At 42.6% G+C, this 14586-nt stretch carries 7 protein-coding genes and 2 rRNA genes; 2 read left to right on the top strand and 7 right to left on the bottom strand.

Translation table 11 applies throughout. The annotated features are described in order from the left end of the window. Window positions 1-2: 2 nt before the first annotated feature. The 4 genes from NQ560_RS04495 to NQ560_RS04480 form a co-directional block, all read right to left on the bottom strand. The gene (locus NQ560_RS04495; protein ID WP_005335318.1) at window positions 3-836 is read right to left on the bottom strand and encodes a carbohydrate ABC transporter permease; all 834 of its coding nucleotides are present in this window, start codon (window positions 834-836) and stop codon (window positions 3-5) included. 1 nt (window position 837) lies between these two features. Further along, window positions 838-1713: a carbohydrate ABC transporter permease gene (locus NQ560_RS04490; RefSeq protein ID WP_005335317.1), complete on the bottom strand. Its 876-nt coding sequence runs from the start codon at window positions 1711-1713 to the stop codon at window positions 838-840. A 95-nt stretch (window positions 1714-1808) separates the two neighbouring features. Next, the gene (locus NQ560_RS04485) at window positions 1809-3098 is read right to left on the bottom strand and encodes an ABC transporter substrate-binding protein (protein WP_005335315.1); all 1290 of its coding nucleotides are present in this window, start codon (window positions 3096-3098) and stop codon (window positions 1809-1811) included. A 305-nt stretch (window positions 3099-3403) separates the two neighbouring features. Continuing rightward, entirely contained in the window at window positions 3404-3991 is a 588-nt protein-coding gene (locus NQ560_RS04480; RefSeq protein WP_005335314.1) for a TetR/AcrR family transcriptional regulator, read from the bottom strand. A 213-nt stretch (window positions 3992-4204) separates the two neighbouring features. Between NQ560_RS04480 and NQ560_RS04475 the strand changes: the two genes are divergently transcribed. Both NQ560_RS04475 and NQ560_RS04470 read left to right on the top strand, forming a co-directional pair. Then, the gene (locus tag NQ560_RS04475) at window positions 4205-6739 is read left to right on the top strand and encodes a YhgE/Pip domain-containing protein (RefSeq protein ID WP_040015639.1); all 2535 of its coding nucleotides are present in this window, start codon (window positions 4205-4207) and stop codon (window positions 6737-6739) included. A 2-nt stretch (window positions 6740-6741) separates the two neighbouring features. After that, entirely contained in the window at window positions 6742-8925 is a 2184-nt protein-coding gene (locus tag NQ560_RS04470) for a YhgE/Pip domain-containing protein (RefSeq protein WP_005335301.1), read from the top strand. Between the two features lie 115 nt (window positions 8926-9040). Here the strand turns inward: NQ560_RS04470 and NQ560_RS04465 are convergent, their stop codons facing one another. From NQ560_RS04465 to rrf, 3 genes are all read right to left on the bottom strand, one after another. Continuing rightward, window positions 9041-10900 (bottom strand): glycoside hydrolase family 2 protein, encoded by a 1860-nt coding sequence (locus NQ560_RS04465; protein ID WP_005335295.1) that lies wholly within the window; start codon window positions 10898-10900, stop codon window positions 9041-9043. 150 nt (window positions 10901-11050) lie between these two features. Further along, a 23S ribosomal RNA gene (locus NQ560_RS04460) occupies window positions 11051-13939 on the bottom strand. 400 nt (window positions 13940-14339) lie between these two features. Further along, window positions 14340-14457, bottom strand: a 5S ribosomal RNA gene (gene rrf / locus NQ560_RS04455). Between the last annotated feature and the right edge of the window lie 129 nt (window positions 14458-14586).

The raw sequence follows: 14586 nt of genomic DNA, 5'->3' as shown, positions 1-14586 counted from the left end.
TATTAACCTTTAACAGCTCCTGCTGTTAATCCCTCAACTAATCTCTTCTGTGCAAAGAAGAACATGATACATACTGGAATGATTGTAATAATTCCACCTGCTGTTAACAGACCCCAGTCAACTCCAAGCTGACCGATCAGACTCTTCAGTGCTACAGGTATTGTTCTTGTCGCATTGTTCGTAAACATTACCGCAAATGTATACTCGTTCCATGATGTCATGAAGATATATACACCGGTGGCAACAAGGCAAGGACCTAATATAGGTAAAATGATCTTGAAAAATGCCATCCTTCTATTACATCCATCAACCAATGCTGCTTCTTCAAGTGATAGTGGCAAGTCGTTAAAAAATCCATTCAGCAACCATACAGAAAATGGAAGTGTGAACGTTGTATATGCGAGTACAAGAGCCCATGGAGTATAAAGTAACCCCAGATTTCTCATTATAGAGTATAATGGGATTAAAAGCAATACCGTAGGGAACATATTATTGCTTAAAAACAATGCCATCATCGCTCTACGTCCTGCAAATCTGTATCTTGAAAACGCATATGATGCTAATGTTGATGCTGTCAGAGAAACAACTGTTGTTACTGCCGCAACAATAAAGCTATTCTTCATGGCAGCCAGGAAATTTACTGTTGTAGTAAACAGTTTCGTGTAGTTCTCCCATTGAACTTGTCTTGGCCAGTATGTAACTGCTCCGTATAACTCTGTGTCCGGTTTTATAGATGTAATAAATGTCCAATAAAACGGGAACAGGATGAAAAGTAATATTACGATCAGTGGGAGATATACTGTTAAAAATCTCTTTAAGAATGATTCCCTCTTCATACTACTTATCCTCCTCTCTAAATGTAAAGATCAAATACGGAACTGCAACCAGGCAAAGTACAAGTGCAAGCAAGATTGCCATTGCTGATGAGTATCCTAAGTTCAATGCCTGAGCTTTATTAAACACATATACACTCAGTGTCTGTGTTGCATAAGCCGGTCCACCTTCCGTCATGTTGAAGATAACATCGACTGAGTTTGCAACCCAGATAATTCTCAGAAGTCCTGTGATAAAGATTGTATTCTTAATACTTGGAATTGTAATCTTAAATAACTTCTGGAATCCTGTCGCGCCATCCATGTCGGCTGCTTCATAAAGTTCTCCTGGAATTCCCTGCAGTCCTGCAAGAATCATCAGTGCAAAGAATGGAATTCCCTGCCAGATAATCGTTACTACAACTGCTGGAAATGCTGTATTCGTCTGTGCTAAAAATGGTATGCTCTTATTAATTATGTGTAATTTCTGAAGAATGTCATTGAGTACACCATAGTTACCGTCATACATCCATCTCCACATAAGACCGATCAAAATACCAGGTGTGACCCATGGAATCAGGCTGACTGCACGGACAACACCGCGGCCTCTGAACTTCTTGTTAAGAAGCAACGCCAGTATAAAACCAAATACAAACTGAAATCCAACGCCAAATACCACCCAGAGAATCGTCTTCCAAAGTGCTTTCCAGAACAGCGCATCTTTAAATGCCGCGATGTAATTTGCAAGTCCGACAAACGCAATGTCATTCGGTCTTCTCAAATCATAACTCTGGAAACTCATTCCAATCGCATTAATAACCGGAATGAATACTACGCACAAAATGATAATCAGAGCAGGTGCTACCAATAAATATGGATAGATACTTTTCTTTTTTACCATCGTGTTCTTTCCCTTTCAATCATACTGCCCTGCCAGTTGCCTGACAAGGCAGTTCCATAAATCAATTATTATCTAGTTGTTACAAAATCTAGTTTCTACTCGTTAAGAGCTTTGTCCAGCTTATCCATACACTCTTTAGCTGTAATCTCGCCTGTCAGAGCCTGAGAAATTGTTGCCGGCCAATTACTGATCCACTCAGTTGTTGTATCTTTTACCGGAACTGTACCCGCAATATCGACACCTTCCATAGATACTTTCATGAATTTGTCATTCTGGAAGTAATCTTCCTGCTGAACAGTCTGGCTTACTGGAACCTGTCCTGTTCCTTCACACCACATTTCCTGTCCTTCTTCTGTTGCAAGATATTTCATCCACTCAAATGCTGCTGCTTTGTTCTCGCAAGAATCGAACATTACAGTCTCTGTATCTCCCATGGATGTCCACTGTCCTTTTCCTTTTGGAATGATGAATGCATCAACATCATCACCAAGTTCTTCTACCATACCTTTAGAAGATCCAATATGATGTATGAACATAGCTGTCTTTCCAGACTTGAAGTTAGCAACTGTCTCGTTGAATCCATCGTTCGTAGCTGACTCCGGAACATATCCGTTCTTATACAGATCGATGAAGTCCTGCATACCCTGTACAGATGCATCAGATGTCAGATCATCAAAGCTTCCACCTTCACCATAGATGAAACTTCCCCATGGCTCCTGTCCACCGGAAGCACCACGCATACCAAATCCGTATACGTCTGTCTTTCCATCACCATTTGTATCCATTGTACATTTCTTAATGTCTTCAAGGAACTCATCGTATGTCTTAGGTGTCTCTGTGATACCAGCCTCTTTGAAGATTGATGGTCTGTAGTATACATAGAGTACCTGAATGTTCCATGGCATCAGATAGAGTGAATCGTCAGATCCGCCTGCCTTTTTCATTACGTCGTAGATGTTGTCAGAAATGTCATCTTTCTTATCCCATGCATCAACATAAGGTGTTAAGTCTGCAAGCAGGTTATTGTTTGTGAACATCGGTGTTGCGGAAAGCTTAAAGGTTGCTACATCCGGTGCTCCACCACCCATAGCTGCGTTGAACAGTGTGTTGGAATATCCTCCACCATCCCAAGGAACTTCTTCACCTTCAACAGTGATTCCGTACTTATTCTCCTCGTTGAACTTCTTGATGATGTCCTGCATCAGGGAAGAATAATCTGTGTTATCTGCCCAATACTGGAACTTGATTGTGCACTCTTTGATATCATCGGTTGACTGAGCTTCTTCTTTTTTGTCTGAGCTTCCGCTATTGGATTTAGATCCGCAAGCTGTCATTCCGAGTACCATAGCTGCTGTCAGTAATACTGCTAATAACCTCTTTTTCATTGCTTGTCCTCACTTTCTATATTTTGTTGTAACTAGGATCTCTGACTGATAACCTGTGCTTTCCTGATCCCTTGTTTCAGCCATCTTCCTAACGCAACGAAGAACTTTTCGAACTGAAATGCTTTACGAATTGTAAACGCTTACATTTTAATTTTAAAAAAAATCGTAAGGCATTTACCGTCCTTGTAAGCTCTTACATTTGATAATTCAATTATATCCTTTTGACACTTTCCCGTCAATAAAAGAATGTACCAAAATAGGGAAAGCTCTTTTGTTACATTTCACTAAGAGTGCATTGTATACTCCTACACTTCCTCACGAGTTTCACAAAAAGCACGCATAGAACTGACCACCATTCGATAGATAAAATCTGCTGCGAACTCTGGTGTACAGGACTTTTTATCGGCAAGCCAGGTCTTTACAAATCCAAGACAGCCATTCAGGCAATATGCATAAAAGTAATCCATCTGATCACTTTTTTCCGGAAACATCTGCTCTAACACTTCCCTGCTGTTTCTTGCCAGAATAACTTCCACTTTCTGAATAAATCGTATATCTCCGTAAGGTCCGACCAAAGCAGAAACAATCTCTCGATTGTTGTCTAACACTTGAAATATGTCCTGAAGAAAATAAAATCCATTATCCTCTCGCTTTTCAATTGGATGCTCTCTGATCGCACGTTCCATCTCCTCTGCCAGATCATTCTCAATCTCATACAACAGCCCAGATATATCTGGATAATGCAAATAAAAAGTAGATCTGTTAATATCTACCTGATCTACCAATTCTTTTACTGTAATCTCACCTACACTTTTCTCCTTCATAAGCATGGCGAGCCCATTTCTAAGCTGGGTCTTTGTCTTGCGGACCCGGCGGTCTGTCTTCTTCTGCATATGTTTCCTGCTCTTTCTTTCATTATAATGTTAAATTTTTATAACATATTGATATAATGCAACATTTTTAATATTTTCTGTCTATTAATCAGCACTTTTTAACCTTTTAACGGTTGTAAATCACTTTCTTCCTTAATATAATACTTTTTGATAAGATAATCAACATCGTATCTATTACTAGAAAAATATTTACACAAAAGGAGCATTTTACTTATGAGGAACGCATTTCGGATTTTCCGCCGGGACATGAAACGTCTGCTTCGCAGTCCTGCTGCCGTGCTGGTCATGATCGGCGTATGTATTATCCCCTCTCTGTATGCCTGGTTCAATATTGCAGCCAATATTGACCCATACAGCAACACCTCCGGCATTAAAGTAGCCGTTGCCAATAACGACAAAGATGCAACAAGCAATGATCTTACAATCAATGCCGGGAATGAAATTATTAAAAATTTAAAAGAAAATGATCAACTCGGATGGACTTTTACGAATGAAGAAAATGCTGTTGAAGGAGTCAAATCCGGAAAATATTACGCGGCAATCGTAATTCCGGAAGATTTTAGCAGTTCTCTTCTGAGTATCCTCTCCGGCAAGATGGAGACTCCGAAACTGGATTATTATCTTAATGAAAAAATCAATGCAATTGCACCAAAAATCACAGACAGTGGTGCCAGCACAATCCAGCTTCAAATCAACAATACCTTTTCATCCATTGCATCTGAATCGGTTTCAAATGTATTAAAGCAGTCTGTTACTGACCTGGCCGGTACTATCGATACTGTCAATTCTGATCTTGTGTCAATGCTTGACAAAGTAAATGATAATATTGCCGAGTACCAAAAGATTCTGGATTCCTTCAATTCCAGTGTCGGTGGTACACAGACTTTGATCGATAACGCAAAAAGTGCCACATCTGCTTTAGGCGACGCAGCAACTTCCGGTGCAAATGCACTTTCCGATGCAGACAGCGTATTAAAGGAGACACGAACAGCTACCGGAGGCTTCACTTCCGCATTATCCCAGTCTATTTCAAATGGTCTGAGTATTATTGAACAGGCTTATGGCCAGGCTTCCAGTGGAATTAGTGATCTCGGTAAAAAAGCCGAAGCAATTAACGGTGATGTAACAAACGCCTTAGCCTATGCCAATAAGATTAATACTACAAATGCATCAGTCATTGCAACACTGCAGCAGCTTGCTTCACAATTACCGGCACAGTCCGATACAATCAACTCTGCTCTCGCAAAACTTTCCGAGCAGAACCAGAGCAATCAACAGTTGATCAGCAGCCTGACTGCCGGAAACGATGGTATTAGCAACGCACTTTCCACAACAACCAATACACTTTCACAGTTGGAAACAATCAACAAAGCAAACTTAAGTGGTATTCAGAGTCTTCGTACCTCTCTTGATGAGAACGTATTTCCACAGTTAAATCAGACTATGGATATTTTTTCCAGTCTGACAGGTGAACTGAACGGAATACTGAACGGTGTACCTGCTACCACTGAGCAGTTAAACAGTATTCTGACACAGCTTGGCACAAGCCTCACAGAACTGAACAACGTACTGAATGGAACACAGTCCTCTCTGAATGCCGTAATCAACCGACTGGACAACGTCCGTACCGACATCAATGCGATTACAAGTTCTGAGACATTCCAGAAGCTTACCTCTTTAGAAGGCATTGATTCCGATACGATTGCTGAATTCGTATCATCTCCAGTAAATGTGAATACAGAAACTTACTATTCTGTTAAAAACTACGGTTCTTCCATGACACCATTCTATTCGAACCTGGCAATCTGGGTTGGAGGAATCGTCCTGATTGCTATCTTCAAAATGGAAGTGGACCGTGACAGATCCATGCGTTCTTACAGTGCCACAAATATGTATTTTGGGCGCTGGCTTTTATACATGCTGCTAGGTCTTGTCCAGGGACTGATCGTATGTGTCGGAGATGTATTTCTTCCAGGCGTTCAGTGCCGTCACCCATTTGCGCTGGTACTGACCGGGCTTGTATGCTCCTTTGTATATGTCAACATTATTTATGCTCTGTCACTGACATTTAAGCATATTGGAAAAGCGTTATGTGTAATCTTTGTCATTCTTCAGATTCCAGGATCTTCCGGAACCTATCCGATTGAAATGACACCGGTATTTTTCCAGAAAATACACCCGCTTCTTCCATTCACTTATGGAGTTGCTGCTATGCGTGAAGCAATTGCAGGCATGTATGGAAGTGTTTATATCCACAACCTTTTAATCTTGCTCTGCTACGTTCCGATTGCACTTTTAATCGGACTGGGAATAAGACCTCTTCTGGCAGGACTGAACCGCCTGTTCGACCTGAAGCTGTCTGAAACAGAATTTATGGTCTGCGAAGAACCAGATGATCAATTAAGCAGGAGCGCTCAGTTGTCTATGCTTTTAAAAGCCTCTCTTTCACAAGACGACTTACGTACACAGACCGCTGAGAAAGCTCAGAATTTTGAACAGAATTATCGGAAAATGATTCGCTATGGTTTCCTTGCGATCATTATTATTCCGTTGATCTTCCTGATACTGATGTTCAGTCTGGAATCGAAAATTGTATTTTTGGTTCTTTGGATCATATCTATCATCGCCATCGCAACATGGCTTATTATTGTAGAATTCATTCACACAAGACTCGCCGAGCAACAACAGCTGGCTGGTATGTCTTTTGATGAGATGGTGAAAAAATTCCGTGGAAAGGAGGATGAATAATCATGAAAAATATTCTTCGCATTTTTAAGTATGATTTAAAGAAGATCCATAAAAATGTCATTGCCATGATCGTTATTATGGGAATCACTGTTATTCCGACTCTTTACGCGTGGTTCAATATCGCTGCGAGCTGGGATCCATACGGAAATACAGGAAACTTAAAAGTTGCTGTAGCAAGCTCTGATGAAGGTTATAGTGGTGAACTTCTCTCAGTAAACCTTAACCTTGGAGATCAGGTTCTTACAACTCTTAGAGGTAACTCGCAGCTTGACTGGACATTTACAAGTGCTAAGAAAGCGAAAGAAGGAGTAAAATCCGGAAAATATTATGCGGCAATCGTAATCCCAAAAGATTTCAGTAAAGACATGATGAGTATTTTCACATCCAATGTAACACATCCTGAAATCAAATATTATATCAATGAAAAGGAAAACGCAATTGCCCCGAAAGTCACCGTAAAAGGCGCAAATGCCGTACAGCAGCAAATTAATGATACATTTGTACAGACGGTATCCCAGACCGCATTAGAAGCCTTTCAGCTTGTTAATAACGTTGCTGACGAGACCGATGATCAGACAATCGCCGACAACCTCTCAGCCGCACTGGCGCAGATTTCAACAGACTTATCCTCTGCTGCCGGCACTGTACAGGCATTTTCCGATATGGCAAATTCTGCGGCAATTATGTTGAATACCACTACAGAATTCTTAAGTCAGTCCGGTTCCGGTACAAAAGCCAGTGTAAATGCTCTGGGCGTGGCTGGAAATGGTATTGATTCCCTGAATTCAGCTTTAACAGGAACAACCGATTCCATCAACCAGGCACTTTCACAGAGCGCTTCCTTCTACAGTGCGGTATCCACCTGTGTCGGAAATGCACTGGATTCCTATAATTCAGACGCACAGGCTTGTGCAAATGCACTGAATGCCGTAAGTGGACGTGTGCAGAATCTGATAGATGGTTACCAGTCACTGGAAAACTCGCTGAGCCAAATTGCTGACTCTATTACTGAGCCAAATTTAAAAGGTATGCTTATGCAGGCAATCGGCAATATTCAGAAAGCGAAAGCTTCTCAAGAAGCAATCCGTGATGCCATTAACGATGCAGCTACTGGTATTACTTCCGCAACTGCAAATGCAACCGAATTAAAGAACAATATTGACGGCTTGATCGCCCAGAGTAATTCTTCAATCAGTACTGTGAAAAAAGATTATGAAAACAATGTTAAGGGTAGTCTGGATGATCTGGCAAATGATCTGACTAGCACAGGCAGCTCTATTACTTCACTGCTTGGACAGTTAGATAACAGTCTGAAAGACATTTCCGGGGTGACAGGCTCTGCAGCCGGAAATCTCACAGAGGTACAGAAAGCTTTATCAGATTCCGCTTCTCTTTTAAATGAAGCATCCGGTAAAATGTCTAATGCAGCAACTGCAATGCTATCTTCCGATGACAACGGCATTCAATTACTGACCAGCCTTCTCTCTGAGGATCCGGAGGCAATTGGTTCATTCCTTGCATCACCGGTCAAGCTTAATGAAACACATATTTACCCTATCGAGAACTATGGATCTGCTATGGCTCCATTCTACTCAACACTCGCGATTTGGGTCGGCGCAGTTGTAATGGCTGCCATGTTAAAAGTAAATGTTTCAGACAACTTAAAGCACAAATTGAATAATCCGAAAGAACACCAGTTATATATTGGACGCATTCTTCTTCTCCTTTGTATAGGATTTTTACAGAGCGCATTGATCTGTCTTGGCGATCTTTATTTCCTGGGCATCCAATGTGAACATCCTGTATTATTTGTACTGGCAGGATGCTTTAGCAGTCTTGTATATGTAAACATTATTTACGCTTTGACTGTTTCCTTTGGAGATATCGGTAAAGCAATCGCAGTTGTGCTGATGGTCATGCAGGTAGCCGGAAGTGGTGGAACTTTCCCAATTCAGTGTGCGCCGGAATTTTTCCGGAAAGTATATCCTTTACTTCCATTTGTACACAGCATGAACGCTATGCGTGAATGTATCGCCGGTTTCTATGGCATGAACTACTGGATTGAACTTGGAAAACTGGCACTCTTCCTGATTCCGGCATTGTTGCTCGGTCTGATCCTCAGGAAACCAGTCATCAAGTTAAATGATGCATTTACAGAAAAATTGGAAAGTACACATCTGATTTAAAATACACAAAATACTCCAGTAAATTCGTTTCGAAATGCACATAAGGCATTTATAGATAGAAAAACCCCTCTGAAATATTTCATCTTAAAGATGGATATATTCCAGAGGGATTTCTTTATCTTACATCTGATACGTCATTTTCGAGTTTATTTATTTTCCGATCATATGTATAAATTCCATTAATCTCATCTTCGATATCACTCCACTGCGTATATACACAGCCACACAGCCCTTTCTCTTTTAAATGTATCACCTTATCCTCAAGTTGTTCATATGCCTTTTTGTACTTTGAAACAGTCTTATAACTTCCATAACCATATTTTTTCTCCGATGCTACGTGTCCTTCCACTCCAAATGTAAAACCACCATATTCGCTTAATACCGCTGCACGGATTTTTTCCGGTTTTACTTTTAATGGAAAGAAATAGTTATGTACACTCTGAAAATCTCCCGTTCCCTGATCAAACCAGCCGCTTGCTGAATCAATCATACTCCCAGGATCCAGATTTCTTACCATATCTGTAATTTTCTTCGTTTCAAATTGTCCCCAGCCTTCATTGAAAATTACCCAGGTACATATACTCGGATGGTTCTTTAGCAACTTAATAGTTTCTTTCACTTCACGAACAAATTCATTTCTTCCGTCTTGATTCTGACGAGACAGAAGTCTGGAATGATTGTCTTTCATTGTTAATCCCGGCCATGACATCACATTTGCAAGATATGTTACAAACCAATGATGATACCTTTCACCACCATTGACCATGTCCTGCCATACAATCATGCCTAAACGGTCACAATGATAATACCATCGCTCCGGTTCAATCTTAATATGTTTTCTTACCATATTAAATCCCATTCGCTTCATTTCGCAAATATCAAAGATTAATGCTTCATCTGAAGGTCCCGTATACAAACCGTCTGGCCAATACCCTTGATCTAATACACCTTTTTGAAAATGTTCCTTTCCATTTAAATACATACGCGGAATATTATGTCTATCATTCTTTATCTCGAATCTTCGTATTGCAAAATAACTTTCTACTTCATCTACACATACATTTCCAGGTCTGTATCCTTGCATCTTGACATGCATATAATAAAGATATGGCTTCTCACAATTCCAGCATTTCGGATTTGGTATCTCCACTTCAATCCATGAATTCGTCTTACCTTGTACTGTCATCATTACTTCCGGCAGCCTCTGTAAAAATGATTCTGTTTCCGTCAAATTACTTCCAGAATCTGAATAAATCTCAGGAAAACGAATCTCAATTTCCACTGGAATTTTTTCATTAATTTTGTTGGATTCGACATATATTTCTATTTTTACAGTCTCTAAACAGCCTTCTGATCTTTCTTTCTCAACATATTTCTTAATCCTTGTATCTATATGTTTTACCCATTTGTCTGATACTTCCTCCAGCCAAACACTCTGCCAGATTCCACTCTGGGCCGTATAAAACATCCCGCCACTCTCCAGCTTTTGCTTCCCTCTGGCATGATAAGAAGTGTCAGAATCGTCCTGAACCATAACAACAAGCTCATTCTTCCCCTCACATATATAGTCTGTAATATCAGCAGAAAATGGAAGGTATCCTCCTATGTGCTCTGTCACCAGGGTATCATTCACAAAAACTTTACACATCTGATCTACCGCTCCAAAATGTAACAGCATATGCCTTCTTTCAGTCTTTACATTCCATCTTTCGGACAAAATTTCTTTTCTATACCAAAGATACTCCTCAGGCTTCAGCTGCCTGGCTACACCTGATAGTATACATTCCGGTGAAAATGGCACTAAAATCTTACCACCATACTCTACAGGTCTTTCGCTGTTTTCCGTAAATGTATATTCCCACTCTCCATTTAATATCGTATAATCTGTATTCCTGATTAAAATAGGACGTGGATACTCCTGTAAAATATGCTCCGAATCCAATCTCTCTCCCCATCTGGTATATAACTGCTTCATTACTTTCTCCTATTCTACTACAAAAACACGTCCAAAAGATTACTCTTTCAGACGTGCCTCTCATTCCAGGTTAATGTTTATTTTATATAAAATATGTACCTTCAAAACTACATATAAGAAACTTTTTAACATCTTACCTATCCACCTTACTTGGTTATGCCCTCGACCTATTAGTAACAGTCAGCTCCATGTGTTACCACACTTCCACCTCTGTCCTATCTACCTCGTCGTCTTCAAGGGGTCTTACAACTTTCGTTGGGATATCTCATCTTGAGGGGGGCTTCACGCTTAGATGCCTTCAGCGTTTATCCCGTCCCGGCTTGGCTACTCTGCTATGCTCCTGGCGGAACAACAGATCAACCAGCGGCCAGTCCATCCCGGTCCTCTCGTACTAAGGACAGCTCCTCTCAAATATCCTACGCCCACGCCGGATAGGGACCGAACTGTCTCACGACGTTCTGAACCCAGCTCGCGTACCGCTTTAATGGGCGAACAGCCCAACCCTTGGGACCTACTTCAGCCCCAGGATGCGATGAGCCGACATCGAGGTGCCAAACCACTCCGTCGATGTGAACTCTTGGGAGTGATAAGCCTGTTATCCCCAGGGTAGCTTTTATCCGTTGAGCGATGGCAATCCCACTTTATACCACCGGATCACTAAGTCCTACTTTCGTACCTGCTCCACCCGTCGGTGTCGCAGTCAAGCTCCCTTCTGCCTTTGCACTCTTCGAATGGTTTCCGACCATTCTGAGGGAACCTTTGAGCGCCTCCGATACCCTTTCGGAGGCGACCGCCCCAGTCAAACTCCCCACCTGACATTGTCCCCCGACCTGATTAAGGCCGCTGGTTAGAAACCCAGTACTGCAAGGGTGGTATCCCAACAGCAGCTCCACAGCAACTGGCGTTACCGCTTCTTAGCCTCCCACCTATCCTGTACATGCAATACCGAATCCCAGTATCAAGCTGGAGTAAAGCTCCATGGGGTCTTTCCGTCCTGGCGCAGGTAACCAGCATCTTCACTGGTATTTCAATTTCACCGGGTGCATTGTTGAGACAGTGCCCAAATCATTACGCCTTTCGTGCGGGTCGGAACTTACCCGACAAGGAATTTCGCTACCTTAGGACCGTTATAGTTACGGCCGCCGTTTACTGGGGCTTAAGTTCAAAGCTTCGCTTGCGCTAACCTCTCCCCTTAACCTTCCAGCACCGGGCAGGCGTCAGCCCATATACTTCACCTTTCGGTTTTGCATAGACCTGTGTTTTTGCTAAACAGTTGCTTGGGCCAATTCTCTGCGGCCACCTCTCAGTGGCACTCCTTCTCCCGAAGTTACGGAGTCATTTTGCCGAGTTCCTTAACAATGCTTCTCCCGTCGGCCTTAGGATTCTCTCCTCATCCACCTGTGTCGGTTTACGGTACGGGCGCGATACAAACAATAGCGGCTTTTCTTGACGCATGGCTCACACTCTTCCCTACTCTTAATTCGGTACGCATCACATCTTCGGATTGCCGTACGGATTTGCCAGTACGACTCCTACCTTGCTTGCGCCGGGCTTTCCATTCCCGGCTTGTGCTCTCCACACGTGTCCCCACAGTTCTGTTATATCGCGGTACAGGAATTTCAACCTGTTGTCCATCGGTTACGTCTTTCGACCTGGCCTTAGGCCCCGACTTACCCAGAGCAGATCAGCTTTACTCTGGAAACCTTAGATATTCGGCCGGAAGGATTCTCACCTTCCTCTCGCTACTCATTCCGGCATTCTCTCTTCTATACAGTCCACAGCTCCTTATCGGTACTGCTTCTTCCCGTATACAATGCTCCTCTACCAATGTACAAGTACATTCCTGAGCTTCGGTAGTGTGTTTCAGCCCCGGACATTTTCGGCGCAGGACCTCTCGACTAGTGAGCTATTACGCACTCTTTGAATGTATGGCTGCTTCTGAGCCAACATCCTAGTTGTCTTCGAAATCCCACATCCTTTTCCACTTAACACACATTTTGGGACCTTAGCTGCAGGTCTGGGCTCTTTCCCTTTTGACTACCCAACTTATCTCGTGCAGTCTGACTCCCATACACCATCTACGCGGCATTCGGAGTTTGATATTCTTCGGTAAGCTTTGACGCCCCCTAGGAAATTCAGTGCTCTACCTCCGCAAGACTTGTATGAGGCTAGCCCTAAAGCTATTTCGAGGAGAACCAGCTATCTCCGGGTTCGATTGGAATTTCTCCCCTATCCACACCTCATCCCCACCCTTTTCAACGGATGTGGGTTCGGACCTCCATTGCCTTTTACGGCAACTTCATCCTGGACATGGATAGGTCACCCGGTTTCGGGTCTACTCCGACTGACTCTTCGCCCTATTCAGACTTGGTTTCCCTTCGGCTCCATCCCTTAAGGACTTAACCTCGCCAGCCAGCGTAACTCGCCGGACCGTTCTACAAAAAGTACGCGGTTCCACATTTAAAGTGGTTCCACAGCTTATAAACATATGGTTTCAGGTTCTTTTTCACTCCCCTCCCGGGGTCCTTTTCACCTTTCCTTCACAGTACTATGCGCTATCGGTCACTAAGGAGTATTTAGCCTTACGGGGTGGTCCCCGCATATTCAGTCAAGGTTCCACGTGTCTCGACCTACTCTGGATACCGCCATGCCAATCGACCTTTCACTTACGGGGCTTTCACCCTCTCTGGCCGGCCTTCCCAGGCCGTTCTGTTAAGTCTTTTGGATCAATTCCGCGGTCCGAACCCCGGAGTGCACGCACTCCGGTTTGGGCTCTTCCGGTTTCGCTCGCCGCTACTTCCAGAATCACATGTTGTTTTCTCTTCCTCCGGCTACTTAGATGTTTCAGTTCACCGGGTTCCCCTCCTAACGTTATGTATTGGCGTTAGGATACCTGAGGTTTGCTCAGGTGGGTTTCCCCATTCAGAGATCTCCGGATCATAGGATATTTGCTCCTCCCCGAAGCTTTTCGCAGCTTATCACGTCTTTCATCGGCTCTTAGTGCCAAGGCATCCACCATACGCTCTTATTAGCATAACCAACTTGCTCTCATCCACGGGAATGAATGATTGCTTACACATGCATAGCGTTGCATGCGTTGGCTTCTAGGTCAATTTTTTGGATTCGTTTTCTTCGAATTGTGTAGTAATTATTACTCTGTTTATAACAATTACCTCGGATGTCTTGATTAGATATTTAATATCTTATCTATATTTCTTATATGCGGTTTTCAAGGTACATTGCGAAACGAATATTTTCTGCGTTGAATGCTTGCATTCATAAGCTGTGAAATATTCTGTTTCATAGCGTGCCTGCACGCGACCGAAAGAACGAAGTTCTTGAGGTGCAATGTAAGCATTTGACTGTTTTATCAGCCATCAGATAGTTGAATCTTTTCAGCTCTCTGATCACTGGTAAAGACCAGTTTTTCTTTTTTATAATCTGGCAGCCACCTACTCTCCCGTACCGTCTCCAGTAAAGTACCATCGGCCGCTTAGGTCTTAACCATCGTGTTCGGGATGGGAACGGGTGTGTCCCCTAAGCGCATCGCCACCAGAAATACTATTTGGCCTTTTTACAGAACCAATAATCTTCATCTCGTCCTTCGCGCGTCTTGCCCTACCTCAAATCCGCTCTGCTTCTTTTCGGTAGATTCAAGCCTTCACATGTCTCATTCCTGTTTCAAA

This window comes from Dorea formicigenerans (genome assembly GCF_025150245.1).
GTDB classification, from domain to species: Bacteria; Bacillota; Clostridia; order Lachnospirales; family Lachnospiraceae; genus Dorea; species Dorea formicigenerans.
Note: the sequence above shows the minus strand (reverse complement) of the source record. Positions and strands in the feature narration are given on the sequence as shown.

Coding starts and splice junctions, on each gene's coding strand:
- NQ560_RS04495 (WP_005335318.1), bottom strand. CDS start 836: ATGAAGAGGGAATCATTCTTAAAGAGATTTTTAACAGTATATCTCCCA.
- NQ560_RS04490 (WP_005335317.1), bottom strand. CDS start 1,713: ATGGTAAAAAAGAAAAGTATCTATCCATATTTATTGGTAGCACCTGCT.
- NQ560_RS04485 (WP_005335315.1), bottom strand. CDS start 3,098: ATGAAAAAGAGGTTATTAGCAGTATTACTGACAGCAGCTATGGTACTC.
- NQ560_RS04480 (WP_005335314.1), bottom strand. CDS start 3,991: ATGCAGAAGAAGACAGACCGCCGGGTCCGCAAGACAAAGACCCAGCTT.
- NQ560_RS04475 (WP_040015639.1), top strand. CDS start 4,205: ATGAGGAACGCATTTCGGATTTTCCGCCGGGACATGAAACGTCTGCTT.
- NQ560_RS04470 (WP_005335301.1), top strand. CDS start 6,742: ATGAAAAATATTCTTCGCATTTTTAAGTATGATTTAAAGAAGATCCAT.
- NQ560_RS04465 (WP_005335295.1), bottom strand. CDS start 10,900: ATGAAGCAGTTATATACCAGATGGGGAGAGAGATTGGATTCGGAGCAT.